Origin of the sequence: Pseudonocardia sp. ICBG162 (assembly GCF_020496225.1) — a bacterium.
GTDB classification, from domain to species: Bacteria; Actinomycetota; Actinomycetes; order Mycobacteriales; family Pseudonocardiaceae; genus Pseudonocardia; species Pseudonocardia alni.
In genome coordinates this window covers 1,587,937-1,605,261 of the sequence record NZ_JAHLJD010000031.1, presented here as the reverse complement: position 1 = coordinate 1,605,261, position 17,325 = coordinate 1,587,937, and the positions used below count along the sequence as shown (strand labels likewise).

General features: G+C 74.0%; 15 protein-coding genes and 2 tRNA genes. 9 read left to right on the top strand and 8 right to left on the bottom strand.

The features are described from left to right. Positions 1–64: 64 nt before the first annotated feature. The 7 genes from KPL60_RS32545 (at position 65) to KPL60_RS32515 (ending at position 8,592) form a co-directional block, all read left to right on the top strand. On the top strand, positions 65–1,009 hold the full coding sequence (locus KPL60_RS32545; RefSeq protein ID WP_226368163.1) for a sugar-binding transcriptional regulator: 945 nt from the start codon (positions 65–67) through the stop codon (positions 1,007–1,009). A 95-nt stretch (positions 1,010–1,104) separates the two neighbouring features. Beyond that, a complete protein-coding gene (locus tag KPL60_RS32540; RefSeq protein ID WP_208818631.1) occupies positions 1,105–2,478 on the top strand; it encodes an MFS transporter in 1,374 nt (457 codons plus the stop codon). 103 nt (positions 2,479–2,581) lie between these two features. Continuing rightward, entirely contained in the window at positions 2,582–3,493 is a 912-nt protein-coding gene (locus KPL60_RS32535) for a LysR family transcriptional regulator (protein ID WP_178376671.1), read from the top strand. A gap of 101 nt (positions 3,494–3,594) precedes the next feature. Next, on the top strand, positions 3,595–4,527 hold the full coding sequence (gene kdgD / locus KPL60_RS32530) for a 5-dehydro-4-deoxyglucarate dehydratase (protein ID WP_178376670.1): 933 nt from the start codon (positions 3,595–3,597) through the stop codon (positions 4,525–4,527). 32 nt (positions 4,528–4,559) lie between these two features. Continuing rightward, positions 4,560–5,726 (top strand): mandelate racemase/muconate lactonizing enzyme family protein, encoded by a 1,167-nt coding sequence (locus tag KPL60_RS32525; protein WP_226368162.1) that lies wholly within the window; start codon positions 4,560–4,562, stop codon positions 5,724–5,726. Positions 5,727–5,761: 35 nt separating this feature from the next. Then, a complete protein-coding gene (locus KPL60_RS32520; protein ID WP_226368161.1) occupies positions 5,762–7,267 on the top strand; it encodes an aldehyde dehydrogenase (NADP(+)) in 1,506 nt (501 codons plus the stop codon). Beyond that, complete coding sequence (locus tag KPL60_RS32515; RefSeq protein ID WP_178376667.1) at positions 7,264–8,592, top strand: enolase C-terminal domain-like protein; 1,329 nt, start codon at positions 7,264–7,266, stop codon at positions 8,590–8,592. The genes KPL60_RS32520 and KPL60_RS32515 overlap by 4 nt, the downstream gene beginning before the upstream one ends. Before the next feature lie 5 nt (positions 8,593–8,597). Here KPL60_RS32515 and KPL60_RS32510 read toward each other — a convergent pair whose 3' ends face one another. Next, positions 8,598–9,044, bottom strand: a complete 447-nt coding sequence (locus KPL60_RS32510) for a helix-turn-helix domain-containing protein (RefSeq protein WP_178376666.1) — start codon at positions 9,042–9,044, stop codon at positions 8,598–8,600. A 102-nt stretch (positions 9,045–9,146) separates the two neighbouring features. Between KPL60_RS32510 and KPL60_RS32505 the strand changes: the two genes are divergently transcribed. After that, a complete protein-coding gene (locus KPL60_RS32505) occupies positions 9,147–9,539 on the top strand; it encodes a tautomerase family protein (RefSeq protein ID WP_226368160.1) in 393 nt (130 codons plus the stop codon). 44 nt (positions 9,540–9,583) lie between these two features. Here the strand turns inward: KPL60_RS32505 and KPL60_RS32500 are convergent, their stop codons facing one another. The 4 genes from KPL60_RS32500 to KPL60_RS32485 form a co-directional block, all read right to left on the bottom strand. Then, entirely contained in the window at positions 9,584–10,843 is a 1,260-nt protein-coding gene (locus tag KPL60_RS32500) for an acyl-CoA dehydrogenase family protein (RefSeq protein ID WP_226368159.1), read from the bottom strand. 41 nt (positions 10,844–10,884) lie between these two features. Further along, positions 10,885–11,958 carry a helix-turn-helix domain-containing protein gene (locus KPL60_RS32495; protein WP_226368158.1) on the bottom strand — a complete coding sequence of 358 codons (1,074 nt, stop codon included), beginning with the start codon at positions 11,956–11,958 and terminating at the stop codon, positions 10,885–10,887. 186 nt (positions 11,959–12,144) lie between these two features. Further along, a complete protein-coding gene (locus KPL60_RS32490) occupies positions 12,145–13,563 on the bottom strand; it encodes a serine/threonine-protein kinase (protein WP_226368157.1) in 1,419 nt (472 codons plus the stop codon). Between the two features lie 65 nt (positions 13,564–13,628). Then, on the bottom strand, positions 13,629–14,489 hold the full coding sequence (locus tag KPL60_RS32485) for an endonuclease/exonuclease/phosphatase family protein (RefSeq protein WP_178376662.1): 861 nt from the start codon (positions 14,487–14,489) through the stop codon (positions 13,629–13,631). 144 nt (positions 14,490–14,633) lie between these two features. Here KPL60_RS32485 and KPL60_RS32480 point away from each other — a divergent pair, with 144 nt between their 5' ends. Next, complete coding sequence (locus KPL60_RS32480) at positions 14,634–14,810, top strand: CsbD family protein (RefSeq protein WP_062404020.1); 177 nt, start codon at positions 14,634–14,636, stop codon at positions 14,808–14,810. Between the two features lie 137 nt (positions 14,811–14,947). Here KPL60_RS32480 and KPL60_RS32475 read toward each other — a convergent pair. From KPL60_RS32475 to KPL60_RS32465, 3 genes are all read right to left on the bottom strand, one after another. Further along, a tRNA-Arg gene (locus KPL60_RS32475) sits at positions 14,948–15,020 on the bottom strand. A gap of 69 nt (positions 15,021–15,089) precedes the next feature. Then, positions 15,090–15,179 (bottom strand) — tRNA-Ser (locus KPL60_RS32470). A gap of 99 nt (positions 15,180–15,278) precedes the next feature. Further along, positions 15,279–17,285: an acetoacetate--CoA ligase gene (locus tag KPL60_RS32465; protein WP_226368156.1), complete on the bottom strand. Its 2,007-nt coding sequence runs from the start codon at positions 17,283–17,285 to the stop codon at positions 15,279–15,281. Positions 17,286–17,325: the final 40 nt, after the last annotated feature.

Genomic DNA, 17,325 nt, shown 5'->3' with positions numbered 1-17,325 from the left:
GAGTACACGGCCGTGGGCACGGAAGGTCAACATCACCGGCCGATGCGCACGCTACGGTGCTCAGATGAGCGGTGACGACGACGCACCCGCCTGGGGCCCGGCCCGCCGCGTGCTCGCGGCCGAGGTGGCCGAGCAGGTACTGCTGCACGGGCGGTCCCGCATTGCGGTCGGCACCGAACTGGGGCTCAGCCGGTTCCAGGTGGCCCGGCTGCTGGACGCGGCCCGCGAGCGGGGACTGGTCCGGGTCGACATCGACCCGGGCGCGGACGTCGACGCGCGGCGCTCGTCCGCCGTCCGCGCCGCCCACGGGCTGCGCCGCGCCCTGGTCGCCCGGGACGACGGCGGGGTGCCCGCGCTCGCCGCCGCGCTACTCGCCGAGACCGTCGGCACCGGCGACGTCCTGGGCCTGGCCTGGTCCCGGACGGTCAACGACGTCGTCGGGCTCCTCCCCCGGCTCGCACGCTGCACGGTCGTGCAGCTGTGCGGCGCCTACTCGCTGCCGTGGCGGCGCGACGGCTCGGCCACCGCGGTGTTCCGGGCCGCCGCGCTGTGCGGCGGCGACGCCTACCCGGTCTACGCGCCCCTGCTGCTGCCCGACGCCGACACCGCCCGCGCGGTGCGGGCCCAGCCGGGCGTCGCCGACGCGCTGGCCCGCTGCGCCGCACTGGACACCGCGGTCGTCGGGATCGGGGCGTGGCGGGCCGGGCACTCCACCGTGCACGACGTGCTGACCGCCCCCGAGCGACGCCGGCTGGCCGCGGGCGGCGCGGTCGGCGAGGTCGTCGGACTGCTGGTCGACCGCGCCGGCCGGGTCCTCGACAGCGGCCCGGCGCACCAGCTCGTCGCGGCCGGGGAGGCGGACCTGCGGGCCGCGGGCGACGTGATCGCCCTGGTCAGGGACCCGGAGCGGGCCGACGCCACCCGCGCCGTGCTGCGCTCGGGCCTGGTCCACACCCTGGTCTGCGACGCGGCGACGGCCGACACCCTGCTCGCAGCGGACGATGGGTGATACCTGCACAGCATCACATGATGCTGTAGTGGTGTTGGACCGGTATCGGTGCGGGTTCCTACCGTCTCCGGCAACCCCGCCGGAGGAGGACACCGATGTCTGAGAGCGACCTGGCCACGAGTGCCGAGAGGAGCCCGGCCCGCACGGCCGGACGGCGCGTCCCGACCCGTTTCCTCGTGCTCGGGCTCATCTTCATCATCACGGCGATCAACTACGCCGACCGCAGCAGCCTGTCGATCACCGGCAGCAGCATGCAGGACGAGCTCGGCTTCGACTCCGTGCAGCTCGGCTACATCTTCTCCGCATTCAGCTGGGCCTACGTGGTCGGCCAGCTGCCCGGCGGGATCCTGCTGGACCGCTACGGCGCCCGTCGCGTCTACGCCGTCAGCATCGCGCTCTGGACCCTGGTCACCTTCTCGATCGCGTTCGTCGGCCTGGTCAGCATGTCGGTGCTCGCCGTCGTCTCGGTGATCTTCGGGCTGCGGGTGCTGCTCGGCCTGTTCGAGTCCCCCGCGTTCCCCGCCAACGCCCGGGTGGCCACGACCTGGTTCCCGACCGCCGAACGCGGCCGTGCCTCGGCGGTGTTCAACTCCGCCCAGTACTTCGCCACCGCGCTGTTCGCCCCGCTCATGGGCTGGGTGACCTCGGAGTTCGGCTGGCGCTGGGTGTTCGTCGGCCTCGGGGTGCTCGGCTTCGTTCTGGCGCTGCTGTGGTTGCGCTGGATGTTCCCGCCCGCGTCGCACTCGCGGGTCACCCCCGACGAGCTGGACGTCATGCGCGACGGCGGCGCCCTGGTCGACCTCGACCGCGCGACCGGCGACACCTCGCCGCCCGCCCGCTCGGCTCTGAGCCCGGCCACCATCCGGGAGATCTTCTCCTCGCGGGCGCTGTGGGGCGTCTACGTCATGCAGTACGCGGTCAACGCGCTGACCTACTTCTTCATCACCTGGTTCCCGGTCTACCTGATCCAGGGCCGCGGGCTGTCGCTGCTGGAGGTCGGGTTCGTCGCCGCGCTGCCCGCGCTCTGCGGGCTGCTGGGCGGGCTCGCCGGCGGGTTCCTCTCCGACGGCATGCTCCGCCGCGGCTGGTCGCTGTCGGTGGCCCGGAAGCTGCCCTCGGCCGTCGGCATGGTGCTGGCCACCGCGATCGCGCTCTGCAGCCTCACCGACAGCACCGTGGTGATCGTCGCCCTGATGACGCTGGCGTTCTTCGGCAAGGGCCTGGGCGCGCTCGGCTGGGCGATCACCACCGACATCGCACCCCGGGAGGCGTCGAGTTTCGTGGGCTCGACGATGAACGCCTTCGGCAACATCGCCGGGATCGTGACCCCGATCGTCATCGGCTACACCGTCCACACCACCGGCTCGTTCGACATCGCACTGTGGTTCGTCGCCGCGCACGGCGTGATCGCGCTGGCCGGGCTGGCCCTCATGGGCACGATCCGGCGCATCCGGCTCACCACCGTCTGACCGCGTCCGCCCCGTCCGACCGCAGGCACCTCGGGCCCCGGCACCGTCCGGGGCCCGATTCCTGTTCCACGTACCGCGACGCGGCCGTTGATAGCTTCCGGGCATGGCCTTCACCCTGGAGCAGCTGCGCGGCTTCGTGACCGTCGCCGACGAGCTGCACTTCGGGCGGGCCGCGGCACGCCTGCAGATGACGCAGCCGCCGCTGAGCCGACAGATCCAGAAGCTGGAGCGGATCGTCGGCGCCCAGCTGCTCGCACGGGACAACCGCAGCGTCACCCTGACCCCGGCCGGGGCCGCGTTCCTCACCGAGGCCCGCAGGCTGCTCGCCCTCGCCGAGGCCGCACCGGGCCTGGCGCGACGGGTGTCGTCGGGATCGGCCGGGCTGCTGCGCATCTCCTTCACCGCCGCGTCGGCGTTCGGCGGGCTCGGTGCGCTGCTCAACGCGCTGTCCGGGCGCCTGCCGGACGTCGAGCTGGTCCTGTCCGAACGGGTCACCCGCGACCAGGTCGCGGCCCTGCAGAACGAGGAGATCGACCTCGGGATGGGCCGCCCGCCCGTCGACGCCGAGGTGTTCGACTCGCGGTTGCTGTCCCGCGAGGCGGTGCTCGTCGCGCTCCCGGCAGGGCACCGGCTGCTGGCGGCCGGACGGCCGCTGGCCGCCGCCGACCTCGCCGGGGAGCCGGTGATCATGCACTCGCCGCTGGAGGCCCGGTACTTCTACGACCTGGTCGTGCGGCTGGTGGACCTCGACCACCAGAACGTCGTGCACACCGTCAGCCAGATCCTCACGATGCTGTGGCTGGTCGAGGCCGGGCGCGGGCTGGCCTTCGTCCCGGCGTCGGCGCGGCGGCTCGGCATCGCCGGCATCGGGTTCGCCGAGCTGGCCGTCCCTGCCGACCTGCCCGCCGACCCGGTCGAGCTGCACCTCATCTGGCGGCGCGATGCCCGCAACCCGGCCCTGTGGTCGGCGCTCCGTGTGCTCGACGATGCCTCTGCAGCATCACATGATGCCTAAGTGATCCTGTACAGGCATCACCGCACGTTCCTAGCGTGGGTCCCGCCGTTCCGCGTCGCCGCCATCGCGACGCGGCCGCCGAGACACGAGGACGAACCACCGTGGCGACGATGCACCCCGACGAGCTGGCCGGCCGCCTGGCCGCCGGCCTGCTGTCCTTCCCCGTGACCCACTTCGACGACGACCTCGCCGTCGACGAGGAGCGCTACCGCGCCCACCTGGACTGGCAGGCCGGGTACGACGTGGCGGGTCTGTTCGCCGCGGGCGGCACCGGCGAGGGCTTCTCCCTCACCCCGGCCGAGATCGACCGTGTGGTGCGGATCGCCGTCGACGAGGTCGGCGGCCGGGTGCCGGTGCTGGCGCCCGCCACCGGGGGCACCGCCGCGGCCGTCGACCAGGCCCGGGCCGCCGAGGCAGCCGGGGCCGACGGGCTGCTGCTGCTGCCGCCGTACCTGACCGAGGCCTCGCAGGAGGGGCTGGCCGCGCACGTCGACGCCGTCTGCGCCGCCACCGGCCTGGGCGTGATCGCCTACAGCCGGGCCAACGCGGTACTGGAGGACGTCACCGTCGCCCGGATCGCCGACCACAACCCGAACCTGGTCGGACTCAAGGACGGCGTCGGCGACATCGAGCGGATGACCCGCACCTACGCCCGGCTCGGCGAGCGCCTGATCTACATCGGCGGGCTCCCCACCGCCGAGACCTTCGCGCTGCCGCTGCTGCAGCTCGGCGTGTCGACCTACTCCTCGGCGTTGTTCAACTTCCTGCCCGGGTTCGCCCTGCGCTTCTTCGCCGCGGTGCGCGCACAGGACCGGCCCGAGGTCTACCGCCTCCTCAACGAGTTCGTGCTGCCCTACACCGGGATCCGGGACCGCCGGAAGGGCTACGCGGTGTCGATCGTCAAGGCCGGGCTGAGCGCCGTCGGCCGTGACGGCGGGCGCGTGCGCCCCCCGCTGACCGACCTCACCCCGGCCGAGCGCGACGAGCTCGCCGCCCTGATCGAGAAGGTCGCGCCGGTCGCGGCCGCCGCCTGAGTACCACCCGCACAGTTCGCGAAGGAGCAACCGTGTCCGCAAGCCTCGCCCTGCCCGCCTCCGCCCCGGCCGTCCTCGACCGGATCTCCTCGGTGACCCTGTCCTCGGTCACGCTGCCGCTGCCCAACCCGATCTCCGACGCCAAGGTGTTCACCGGGCGGCAGCGCCCGATGACCGAGGTCGCGTTCCTGTTCGCCGAGATCCGTACCGAGGCCGGCCACCAGGGCATCGGATTCAGCTACTCCAAGCGCGCCGGCGGCCCGGCCCAGTTCGCCCACGCCCGCGAGATCGCCCCCGACCTGATCGGCGAGGACCCCAGCGACATCGGCCGGATCTGGACCCGGCTGGTGTGGTCCGGCGCGTCGGTCGGGCGCAGCGGCGCAGCGACCCAGGCGCTGGCCGCGATCGACGTCGCACTGTGGGACCTCAAGGCCAAGCGCGCCGGCCTGCCCCTGGCGAAGCTGCTCGGCGCGCACCGCGACTCGGTGCGCTGCTACAACACCTCCGGCGGCTTCCTGCACGAGACGGTCGAGCAGGTCAAGGACAACGCCACCCGGACCCTCGACGCGGGCATCGGCGGCATCAAGATCAAGGTCGGGCTGCCCGACACCGCGGAGGACCTGCGTCGTGTCGCCGCCGTCCGCGAGCACCTCGGAGACGGCGTCCCGCTCATGGTCGACGCCAACCAGCAGTGGGACCGCCCGACCGCGATGCGCGTCGGCCGGGCTCTCGAGGAGTTCGGCCTGGTCTGGATCGAGGAGCCGCTCGACGCCTACGACGCCGAGGGCCACGCCGCGCTGGCCGCGTCGCTCGACACCGCCATCGCCTCCGGCGAGATGCTGACCAGCGTCGACGAACACGTCCGGCTGATCGACACGCGCGCCGTGGACATCCTGCAGCCCGACGCCCCGCGGATCGGCGGCATCACCCAGTTCCTGCGGCTGGCGACGCTGGCCGAGCACCGCAACCTGCAGCTCGCCCCGCACTTCGCGATGGAGATCCACCTGCACCTCGCCGCGGCGTACCCGCACGAGCCGTGGGTGGAGCACTTCGACTGGCTGTACCCGCTGTTCGAGGAGCGCCTGGAGATCCGTGACGGCCGGATGTACGTCTCCGACCGGCCCGGTCTGGGCGTCACCCCGAGCCCGAAGCTGCGCGAGTGGACCGTCGACAGCGTGACCGTCGACGCCCCGCGCTGAACCACGCCCCGCTTCCCGTGGAGGAGGAACACCCCATGACCGACGTCGTGAGCGTCGACCCGCGGACCGGCGACCCGGTCGAGGTCGTCGCGCAGGAGACCACCCCCGCCGAGGTCGACGCCCTGTGCGCCGCGGCCGCCGCGGCCGCACCCGGGCTGGAGGCGCTCGGTCGCGACGGCCGGGCCGACCTGCTCGACACCCTCGCCGACGCGCTGGAGACGCGGCGGAGCGACGTCGTCGCCGTCGCGGACCGGGAGACGGGGCTGGGCCCGGCCCGGTTGAACGGCGAGCTGACCCGGACCTGCTTCCAGCTGCGGCTGTTCGGCGAGGTGCTGCGCGAGGGCTCCTACGTGGAGGCGACCGTCGACCACGCCGGGGACACCCCGATGGGGCCGCGACCGGACCTGCGCCGGATGCTCGTCCCGCTCGGCCCGGTCGCGGTGTTCGGGGCGAGCAACTTCCCCCTCGCCTTCTCGGTGCCCGGCGGGGACACCGCCGCGGCGCTCGCCGTGGGCTGCCCGGTCGTGGTCAAGGCGCACGGCTCGCACCCGGCGACGTCCGAGCTGGTCGCGGAGGTCCTGACCACCGCCGCGTCGAAGGCGGGCGCCCCGGACGGCACGATCGGTCTGGTCCACGGTCTCGCCGCCGGTGCCGCACTGGTCGCCGCGCCGCAGATCCGGGCGGTCGGGTTCACCGGCTCGCCCGCGGGCGCGACGGCGCTGATGGAGATCATCGACCGCCGGCCCGAGCCGATCCCGTTCTTCGGTGAGCTGGCCGGGTTGAACCCGGTCGTCGTCACCCCGGCCGCCGCGGCCGAGCGGGGCGCCGACCTGGGCGCCGGACTGGTCGGGTCGTTCACCCTGGGCGGTGGCCAGTTCTGCACCAAGCCCGGGCTGACCCTGCTCCCCGCCGGGCCGGACGGCGACACCGTGCTCGACGCGATGGCCGCGGCCGTGCGGGACGCGCCCACCCCGGTCCTGCTGAACGAGGGCATCGCCGGGAACTACCGCGGGATCTCGGCCCGCCTGCGCGCGCTGCCCGGGGTCTCGACGATCGCCGAGGGCGCGGACGACACCTCCGGCGGGTTCACCGCCGCGCCGCTGCTGCTCGCCGCGGACGGGCTGCACGACGGCCTGACCGACGAGTGCTTCGGGCCGCTCGGCGTCGTCGTCCGCTACGACGACGAGGCCGCGCTGTCCGCCCTGCTGGCGGAGCTGCCGTCGTCGCTGACCGCGACCGTGCTGTGCGGGGCGGGCGAGACGGACCTGCCCGGTGCCGTCGCGGCGGCGCTGCGGCCACGGGCCGGCCGGATCCTCTTCGACGCCTTCCCCACCGGGGTGGCGGTGTCCTGGGCGCAGACCCACGGCGGGCCGTGGCCCTCGACGAACACCCAGCACACCTCCGTCGGCCCGACGGCGGTCCGGCGCTTCCTGCGCCCGGTGACCTGGCAGGACGCACCGACCGAGCTGCTGCCGCCGGAGCTCGCCGACGGGCCCGCCGGGATCCCCCGCCGGGTCGACGGCGCGCTGGTGCTGCCGTGAGCACCGGACCGACGATCGCGTCCGTGCGGGCCGTCCCGGTCGCCGGGCACGACAGCATGCTGCTGAACCTGAGCGGCGCGCACGGTCCGTTCTTCACCCGCACCGTCGTGGTCGTCACCGACTCCGACGGCCGCACCGGCCTCGGCGAGGTCCCCGGCGGCGAGGCGATCCGGGCGACCGTCGAGGAGGCGGCCGCGCTGCTGGTCGGCGCGCCGGTCGCCCGGTACGGGTCGCTGCTGCACGCCGTCGCGGGCCGGTTCGCCGGCCGCGACGCCGGTGGACGCGGCCCGCAGACCTTCGACCAGCGGGTCACCGTGCACGCGGTGACCGCGCTGGAGTCCGCGCTTCTCGACCTGCACGGCCGGTACCTCGGCGTGCCGGTCTGCGAGCTGCTGGGCGAGGGCCGCCGCCGCGACGACGTCCCGGTCCTCGGCTACCTCTTCTACCTCGGCGACCGCACCCGCACCGATCTCCCCTACGACGACGGCGCCGCCCCCGCCGACCGGTGGGAGTCCCTGCGCCGGGAGGAGGCGCTCGACCCGGCCGCGGTCGTCGCGCTCGCCGAGGCCGCGCAGGAGCGCTACGGCTTCGCCGACTTCAAGCTGAAGGGCGGCGTGCTCGCGCCGGAGGAGGAGCTGGCCGCGGTCCGCGCGCTCGCCGACCGCTTCCCCGACGCCCGGATCACCCTGGACCCCAACGGCGGCTGGTCGCTCGACGCCGCGGTCCGGCTGCTCCGCGACGCGCACGGGGTGCTGGCCTACGCCGAGGACCCGTGCGGCGCCGAGGGCGGGTACTCCGGCCGGGAGGTGCTGGCCGAGTTCCGCAGGCGCACCGGGCTCCCGACGGCGACGAACATGGTCGCCACCGACCCGCGGCAGCTCGCGCACGCGGTGCGGGAGCACGCCGTCGACATCCCGCTGGCCGACCCGCACTTCTGGACGATGCGGGGCTCGGTCCGCGTCGCCGGGCTGTGCCAGGATTTCGGGCTGACCTGGGGTTCGCATTCCAACAGCCACTTCGACATCTCGCTGGCGATGTTCGCCCACGTCGGCGCGGCCGCCCCCGGGGAGATCACCGCGCTGGACACGCACTGGATCTGGCAGGACGGGCAGGCACTGACGACCGCGCCGTTGCGGATCGAGGGCGGCCGGATCGCCGTGCCGGACAGCCCGGGGCTCGGCGTCACCCTCGACGAGGACGCGCTGGCCGCTGGGCACCGGCGCTACCTCGACCACGGGCTCGGCGCCCGCGACGACGCCGCCGCGATGCAGTACCTCGTGCCGGGATGGACGTTCGACCCGAAGGCGCCCTGCCTGCTGCGGTGAGCCGCTCACCAGGCGTCGGGCTCGATCTCGGCGGTCATGTCCCGCCACGCCACCGGCTCGCCGCAGTGCGCGCAGGTGAGCCGCGGCTCGGCGGGGTGGCCGCAGCCGCGGTGCACCAGCCGGACCGGCGGGACGTCGACGGCGTAGCGGTCGCCCCAGTTCATCAGCGCCACCAGCACCGGGTAGAGGTCGGCACCCTTCGGCGTGAGCCGGTACTCGTGGCGGACCGGGCGCTCCTGGTAGGGCACGCGGTCGAGCACACCCTCCTCCACCAGCACCCGCAACCGGTCGTTGAGGACGTTGCTGCCGAGACCGAGCTTGTCGCGGAAGTGGTCGTAGCGGCGCTCGCCGCGGAAGCACTCGCGCAGGATCATCATCGTCCACCGCTCGCCGAGGACCGCCCAGGTACGGGCCACCGAGCAGTACGCGGCACCGAGCTCGTCGTGCTTCACAGCGCCCGATACTAGGACACTTTTCGAGTCCTTCGAGCTTGCAGGGCTACAGGTGCACCGCTACCGTCGAACTCGATTCGAGTCCCACCACGGAGGTCGACGATGCCCTACTACCGCTTCACCGTGCCCACAGGGAACGCGACGCTGGCCCACCGCGCCGAGGTCGCCGCGGCGGTGACGAGGGTCCACAGTGAGGTCACCGGTGTCCCCGCCCGCTACGTGCACTGCACCTTCACCGAGGTGCCGCCCGGCAGCGTCTTCGTGGCCGGGGAGCCGGTGGAGGGCCCGCGGATGGTCGGCCTCATCCGCGACGGCCGCACCGCGGAGGTCCGGGCACGGCTGCTGCACGGCATCGCCGACGCGTGGTGCGCGGTCACCGGGGACGCGAAGGCCGACGTGGCGATCTTCCTGCACGAGGTGCCGGGCGCGAACGTGCTGGAGGACGGCGAGATCCTGCCCGAGGCCGCCGACGACCCGGTCGCCGCACACGGCTGAGCACGGGGGGCCGGCCCCCGTGGCACGGGGACCGGCCCGGTGCCTCAGGAGCCGGTGGCGAGCCGGTTCTCGGCCGACCCCAGCGGGTCGTAGCTCGGCTCCATGAGCATCTCGTGCAGGTGCCTGCGGCGGACACCCATGTTGCCGCCGTCGTACACGGGGAAGCACAGGACGTCCTGCATGATCCCCGCGATCGGCGTCTCGGTCGTGTAGGCGTCCACCCCGACCAGGCGCATCGCGTCGTAGACGACGTCGACCGACCGCTCCGAGGCGTAGATCTTCGTGATGTTGGCGAGCTCGCGGTCCTTGCCGCCGGTGCGGTCGAAGTGGTCGGCCGCCTTCCACGCCAGGTACCGGGTCGCCTCGATGCGGATCTTGATGTCGGCGAGCATGTACCCGGCGTTCTGGTACTCGATGACCGGGTGCGGGCCGGAGCGGCTGTCGGTCTTCGCGAACTCGTAGGCGTAGTCGAAGGCCGCCCGCATCCGCCCGACGCAGGCCGCGCCGATCGGCGCGCAGGTCCAGGTGAACGCGCTCTTCACGATCTCCATGCCGTCGCCGGGGCCCCCGATCATGTTCGAGAGCGGGACGCGGACGTCGCGGAACTCGACGCGCGGCGAGTTCGCGGCGCGGTGCCCGATGGTGTCGAGCATGCCGGTGATCTCCACGCCGGGCGTGCCCCGCTCGACCATGACGATCGCGAGCGACTCCTGCGGCGGCAGTGCCGGGTCGGTGCGGCAGACGACCGCGATGAGGTCGGCGCCCTGGCCGTCGAAGCCCGAGGCGTTGGTGGTGTAGTGCTTGGAGCCGTTGAGGACGATCTCGTCGCCCTCGATCCGGGCGAAGGTCTGCACCCCGACCTTCGGGTCCGGCGAGTCGTAGTTCGCGCCGCCGGTGACCTCGGTGTAGGCGATGGCGGCGAGCTTCGGCTCGGTCCCGCAGAAGGCCGGCAGCCAGCGCTGCTTCTGCTCCTCGGTGCCGAAGTGGACGACCGGGTACAGCCCGAGACCGGTGCCGAGGATCGCCGTGGGGGTGTTGACGTCGACGCGGGCCAGCTCCTCGACGGCCAGCACGAACTGCAGCGAGGTGAACCGGCCGCCGCCGTACTCGGCCGGGATGAGCGCCTTCACGAACCCGGCCTCGACCATCTGCCGGTAGAACGGCTCGATGGCGTAGAACCGCTCGGCGGGCTGCGGGTGCGGGGCGATCGCCGGCTCGACGCCGGTCAGGACGGTGTCGGCGAACTGCCGGGCCTGCTCGCGCAGGGCCAGCTGCTCGGCGTCGAGGGAGAAGTCCAGTGTCATCGTCGAATACCTTCCGGTCGGGCCCCGACCCGACCGTGGGGTCAGGGACGCGACGCGATGGTGGCCGTCACACCCCGTCCCGGGATCGAACCGGTGCGCACGGCGGCCGGTACCGGCGTGCACGGTCCGTCCGGGCCGCGGTCGCCGTACTCCGACGGCAGGCAGCCGTGCCGGGCGCGGAAGACCCGGTTGAGGTGGGACAGGTCGGCGAAGCCCCAGCGGGCGGCGAGCTCGGTGAGGGTCCCGGTCCGCGCCGGGGCGGTGAGCTCGCGGGTGCACCCGTCGAGGCGCAGGGCCATGACGGTGCGGGAGAAGCTGCGGTCGGTGCCCTCGTAGAGCTGGTGCAGCTTGCGGACCGAGATGCCGAAGCGGGACGCGACCGCGCCGGCCGAGGTGTCCCCGGTCCGCAGGTGCGCCGCCAGGTAGCGGTTGACCGCGGCCCGCAGACCCGCGTCGAGGTCCGCGCGCCCGGTGTCGCGCAGCTCGTCGGAGCCGCCGGCCGCGGCGGCGAGCAGCGTGGTGAACGCCGTGTCGGCGGCGTCCGCGGCGGCCGGGTCGAGCGCGTCCAGGCCGTTCCAGGTGGACAGCATGGTGGAGGCGACGATGCGGGCCATGCCGGGCGCGGCGCCGTCGTAGGTCGTCGCGGTGGCCCCGTCGAGGTCGGCGACCAGCGGCAGCAGCCGGGCGCGCGGCACCCGGAACGAGACGCAGCGCCACTCCTCCGTCCGGTCGTCGGCGACGAACTCCAGCCCGTACTCGCGGGTCGTGTCGAACAGCGCGAAGCCGCCCGGCTGCACCACGCAGCGACGCCCGGCCTGGGTCCCCACGCAGTGGCCGCTGATCTGCAGGTTCACGAACACGTGGTCGGTGACGGTGCGCCGCACCTCGGCCGGGCCGTGGGTGATGAGCTGCGTCGCCGACGACACCTCGGCACAGTTGGTGGCGGTGAGCCTGCTGGAGCGCACCCAGCTGCGGATCTCGTGCGCATGGGCCCGCCCGGTCCGCCGCGCGCCGGGCAGCTCCGCGGCGAGCGGGGTGAACGCCTCGCAGATCACCTCGCGCCAGTAGCTGAACTGCTCACCGGCCGGGCGGTCCTCAGTGGTCCAGTAGCGCACTCGGGGCCTCCTCGACAGCTCGCATCGGCTCCGCCGGCGTCGGCGCCGTGAGCCAGGACACTATCCCGCAGGCGCCTCGGAACCCAGGTCCCGTCGGGGGCGCGCGGGGTGAGCGCGAAGCATGACCGCTCCGGGGCACATCGGTGTTTCCGCCGGTGAACTCCGGGTCACGACCCGGCTCGCGGGTCAGCAGGGCCGCGGACCCGCCGATCCGACCGGGCCGGTGACCGGGCGCAGGTAGGCGTCGCCGCCGGCCCGGGCCAGCGCCGCACAGGCGTCGCCGCGGTCGGCGAACGGTCCCAGGTAGGAGACATAGATCGGGTTGCCCGCGTCGGTCCGGGACCGAAAAGGGACGCAGCTGCCGTCGGCGAGCAGGTAGTTCGCACCGGGGTGGGTGCGCAGGTGCTCGGACACGTCCTCGCGGTAGCGCGCGGGGTCGACGGCCGCGCCGACGACGACCAGGTCCGCCGGCGCCGCGCAGGACACCGGTGCGAGCGGGCGGCCGAGGCCCAGGTCGGCGGCGGGCAGGGTGGTCGTGGCCTCGGCGGGCTGCACCGGTCCGGTCGTCGCCGTCGCACCCTGCCCGGCGGGCGGCGCGCCGGACGGAACGGTCAGCAGCGCCCAGGTCGTGCCGAGCGCGACCACCGCCCCCGCGACGCAGGCGCCGACCAGGACCGGCAACCGTCGCCCGCGGGGCGCGACACCGGTCCCGGGGAGGACGGGGGTGGTCGCCCGGAGGGTCGGGGCCGGCACGGGACGGTCCCCGGCGAGGGCGTCGACCGCGGCCGCGAGTGCGCCGGCGGTCGGGAACCGGTCGGCGGGGTCCTTCGCCATCCCGCGGGCGACGACGTCGTCCCAGCCGGGGGCGAGGCCGGCCCGGCGCCCGGTCACCCGGGGCGGCGGGGCCATCAGGTGCGCGGTGAGCACGGCGGCCGGGTCCGCCTCCGGGAACGGCGTGCGCCCCGTCAGCATCTCGACGAGCACGCAGGTCAGGGAGTAGACGTCGGCGCGTCCGTCGACCGGCGTGCGGCCCGCGAGCCGCTCCGGGGCGAGGTAGGCGAGCGTGCCGACGGTGGCGCCGGTCTCGGTGAGCGCGGTGTCCGGGTCCGGGCCGACCGCGCGGGCGATGCCGAAGTCGGTGAGCGCGGTGAAGTCGTCCCGGTCCTCGACGACGAGCAGGTTCGCCGGTTTCACGTCCCGGTGCACCAGGCCCGCGGCGTGCGCGGCGTCGAGGGCGTGCGCGGCCTGGCGGACGATCCGGGCGGCCCGGTGCGGCTCCAGTGGCGCGCGCCGGGCGAGGACACGGGCCAGGTCCTCGCCGTCGACCAGGCGCATCGAGAGGTAGAGACGGCCGTCGATCTCACCGAACCCGTGGACCGGCACGACGTGCGGGTCGCGCAGCTCGAACGCCGCGCGGGCCTCCCGCCGGAACCGCTCGACGACGACCGGGTCCCCGGCGAGACGGGCGGGCAGCACCTTCAGCGCGACCTCGCCGCCGTGTCGACGGTCGTGGGCCCGCAGCACGACCCCCATCCCCCCGGCCCCGAGCCGCCCCCGGATCTCGAAGTCCCCCAGCACCGCACCGACGGCCAGGTCCTCGTCCATGACCCCACCCCTCCCGCGTCGTGTGCCCGTTCTACCGGCCGGCGGGGTCCCGTCGATCCGCAGCGCTACGCAGATCCGGCCTCGGGGCGCACCGTGACCAGCAGCGCGGGGTGGTCGGTGGTGCCGCCGAGGTCGATCACCCGGGTGCGCGCCGCGGCCGCCGCGGGGATGACGACGACGTGCTGGACCCCGTCGTCGGCGGCCGGTGCCGACCCCGGGGGCAGACAGGACCGCAGGTCGGGGTCGTCGGCCGCCCCCAGGTTGAGGTCGGCCCCCACGACGACCGGTCCGGGGTCGGCGCGCGACCGCAGGCCCGCGACGACGGTGTCGAACAGGTACCCGCACTGGGCACGGGTGACGGCGCGGTCGGTGTAGGCCAGGTGCGAGGTGCAGACCCCGAGCGGGCCACCCGCGGTCGTCGTGTCCAGGCAGAGCCAGGCACGCTCCTCGGGGTCACGCGGGTCCTGCGTCGGGTGGATCCCGGCGCTCGCGACGCTCGACGGGGCACGCGAGACCACGCCGATGCCGTACTCGTCACCGTTCGCGCAGCGGTACGGCGCGCCGGTGTCGCGATCGCGGGCCGGCTGGAACGCCGAGGACGTCGACGACCCCGGCGCGGCCGCGGCGAGCGCCCGCTCGATCCGCTCGACGCCCGCGCGGCACACCTCGTTGAGGGTGACCGCGTCCGGCACCTCGGTCCGTACGAGCTCGGCCGCGGCCTCGACGGCTCGCCCGGTGTAGCAACCGGCGATCCCGCTGTCGCACAGGTTCATCTGGACGACCGTCACCTCCGGGGTGTCCGGCGGGCCGGACGGCGCGGGAGCCGCGGCCCCGGGCGCGCAGGCGACCAGGAGCGGGAGCGCACCGGTGACGCCCGCCATCCGCAGGCGACGGGACCACGCGGCGGGAGAACGGCGACCGGGCACTCCCGCATGATCCGCCCGAACCGGACGAACCGCATCCGGGCCCGCCGTTTCCCGCGCCCGTGACGTGGTACCCGGTCCCACGCCGTGCGCGACACCCCCGCGGTGGCGCAGGACAGCGGTGACGAACGAGCCGAGGAGGCACCCATGGGAGCGGACGACAAGGTCGACAACAAGACCGAGGAGCTCGCCGGCAAGGCCAAGGAGACCGTCGGCAAGGTCACCGACGACAAGGAGCTCGAGGCCCAGGGCCAGGGTGACCAGGCGAAGAGCAACCTGAAGCAGGCCGGGGAGAAGGTCAAGGACGCCTTCACGAAGGACTGACCCGGCTCCCGCCGGCACGACGCCTCGGCCCCGGTCACGACGTGACCGGGGCCGAGGGTCGTGCAGTGCGAGCCCGCCGATCCGGGCACGAGAACGGCCCCGACCAATGGTGCTGGTCGGGGCCGGATCCTGATATGTGCGCCCGAAGGGATTCGAACCCCTAACCTTCTGATCCGTAGTCAGATGCTCTATCCGTTGAGCTACGGGCGCGTTGCTGTCTCCAGCGTAGCAATCTTCAGTTGTCGACCGGCGACCGGTGTCCCCACCGCCGTGCCGGTGCGGAGGCTCCGGGATTTGAACCCGGGATGGGGGGTTACCCCAAACCGCATTAGCAGTGCGGCGCCATAGACCAGACTAGGCGAAGCCTCCCCGGTGCCTGACGGCCACCAGCGAGCGCAACACTACACGGGCGTTCCGGCCGCCCGGAACCGGGGTCCCCCTGGCCGGGGGACCCCGGTCCGGCGCAGGTCAGGAACCTGCGAGGGCCACGAACGGGGTCAGCGCGTCGGGGTTCTGGAGGGCGCCGGCCGACACCGCCTTCTCCGGCGCGGTGCCCGCGAGGATCTTCTTCACCGGCACCTCGCACTTCTTGCCGTTCAGGGTGCGCGGCACCGCGTCGACGACGACGAACCGGTCCGGCACGTGCCGCGGCGAGAGCTCCTTGCGCAGCAGCGAGCGCAGGGTCGGCTCGACGTCGTCGAGCGCGACACCGTCGTCGAGGACGAGGAAGCAGAGCAGGGCCCCCTCCTCGCGCTCGCCGAGCGCGGTCGTGTCGATCACCAGGGAGTCCGCGACCCCGTCGACGCTCTCGACGACGGCGTAGAAGTCCGCGGTGCCCATCCGGACTCCGCCACGGTTGAGCGTGGAGTCCGAGCGGCCGTAGATGACGTAGGAGCCGCGCGGGGTGCGGCGCACCCAGTCGCCGTGCCGCCAGTTGCCGGGGAAGTCCTCGTAGTAGGACTCGCGCAGACGGGTGCCGTCCGGGTCGTTCCAGAACATGACCGGCATCGACGGGGTCGGCGTGGTGATGATCAGCTCGCCGACGTCGTCGAGCAGGTCGGTGCCGTCCTCGGCCCAGGACCGGACGTCGGCGCCGAGCGCCGCACAGGACAGCTCACCCAGCCACACCGGCACCGTGGGGGCGCTGGTGAGGAAGGCCGCGCAGACGTCGGTGCCGCCGGAGACCGAGCAGATCTGGATGTGCGACCCGGCCGCCTCCCCGATCCAGCGGAACCCGTCGACCGACAGCGGCGCGCCGGTGGAGCCGAGGGCGCGCACCGAGGAGAGGTCGTGGTCGTCGCCGGGGCGCAGGCCGGCCTTCATGCAGGACTGCACGTACGGCGCGGAGACACCGAACAGCGACACCCGGTGCTTCGCCGCCAGCGCCCACAGCGCGCCGAGGTCGGGGTGGCCGGGGCTGCCGTCGAACATCACGATCGTCGCGCCCACGAGCAGGCCGCCGACCAGGAAGTTCCACATCATCCAGCCGGTGGTGGTGAACCAGAAGAACCGCTCCCCCGGCCCGAGCCCGTGCTGCAGGCGCATCGCCTTCAGGTGCTCCACGACGATGCCGCCGTGGCCGTGCACGATGCCCTTGGGCAGGCCGGTGGTGCCCGAGGAGTAGAGCACCCACAGGGGGTGGTCGAACGGGACCGCGGTGAACTCCAGCGGGCCGGCCTCGGCGGTGAACTCGGCCCAGGTCGTCGTGCCGTCGAGGGTCGCGTCGGGGTCGAGGTAGGGCACGAGGACGGTCGCGCGCAGCGTCGGCAGCTGTCCGCGCAGGTCGGCGACCTTGTCGCGGATGTCGAAGCCCTTGCCGTTGTAGCGGTAGCCGTCGACGGCGACGAGCACGGCGGGCTCGATCTGGGCGAAGCGGTCGTGCACGGCGCGGGCCCCGAAGTCCGGCGAGCAGGACGACCAGATCGCGCCGAGGCTCGCCGCGGCCAGGAACGCGACGAGGGTCTCGACGCTGTTCGGGGCGAGCGCGACGACGCGGTCCCCCTGCCCGACGCCGGCCCGGACCAGCCCGGCGCGGGCGCGGGCGACCTGGTCGCGCAGCTCGGCGTGGGTGACGGTGCGCTCGAGGCCGTCCTCGCGGACGAACTCGACCGCGACGTCGTCGTCGGCGCGGCCCGGGCCCGGGGTCAGGGCGTGCTCGGCGTAGTTGAGGGTCGCGCCGGGGAACCACTGCGCGCCGGGCATGTCGCGGGAGCCGAGCGTCGCCGTCGGCTCGTCGTGGAACAGCACGCCGGAGTACTCGGCGACGGCCGACCAGAAGCCCTCCAGGTCGGTCACCGACCAGGTGTGCAGCTCGGCGTAGTCGGTGACGTCGGACAGCGGGGCGCCCCGCTCGTCACGCGCCCAGGTCGCGAACCGGACGATCTCGGTGTCCGCCACCCGGTCCGGGTCCGGGCTCCACAGGAGCTCGGGGGTGTCCGGATCGGTGACGGTCTGCGGCGACGACACGGGCGGCATGCCCCGAGCATCCCCGACGGCCCCGGCCGCGCACCAGTGG

Bases quoted from the DNA above. Each gene is read 5' to 3' on its own strand.
- KPL60_RS32480 (WP_062404020.1), top strand. From the start codon at position 14,634: ATGGGAGCGGACGACAAGGTCGACAACAAGACCGAGGAGCTCGCCGGC.
- KPL60_RS32520 (WP_226368161.1), top strand. From the start codon at position 5,762: ATGACCGACGTCGTGAGCGTCGACCCGCGGACCGGCGACCCGGTCGAG.
- KPL60_RS32535 (WP_178376671.1), top strand. From the start codon at position 2,582: ATGGCCTTCACCCTGGAGCAGCTGCGCGGCTTCGTGACCGTCGCCGAC.
- KPL60_RS32490 (WP_226368157.1), bottom strand. From the start codon at position 13,563: ATGGACGAGGACCTGGCCGTCGGTGCGGTGCTGGGGGACTTCGAGATC.
- KPL60_RS32545 (WP_226368163.1), top strand. From the start codon at position 65: ATGAGCGGTGACGACGACGCACCCGCCTGGGGCCCGGCCCGCCGCGTG.
- KPL60_RS32500 (WP_226368159.1), bottom strand. From the start codon at position 10,843: ATGACACTGGACTTCTCCCTCGACGCCGAGCAGCTGGCCCTGCGCGAG.
- KPL60_RS32540 (WP_208818631.1), top strand. From the start codon at position 1,105: ATGTCTGAGAGCGACCTGGCCACGAGTGCCGAGAGGAGCCCGGCCCGC.
- KPL60_RS32465 (WP_226368156.1), bottom strand. From the start codon at position 17,285: ATGCCGCCCGTGTCGTCGCCGCAGACCGTCACCGATCCGGACACCCCC.
- KPL60_RS32505 (WP_226368160.1), top strand. From the start codon at position 9,147: ATGCCCTACTACCGCTTCACCGTGCCCACAGGGAACGCGACGCTGGCC.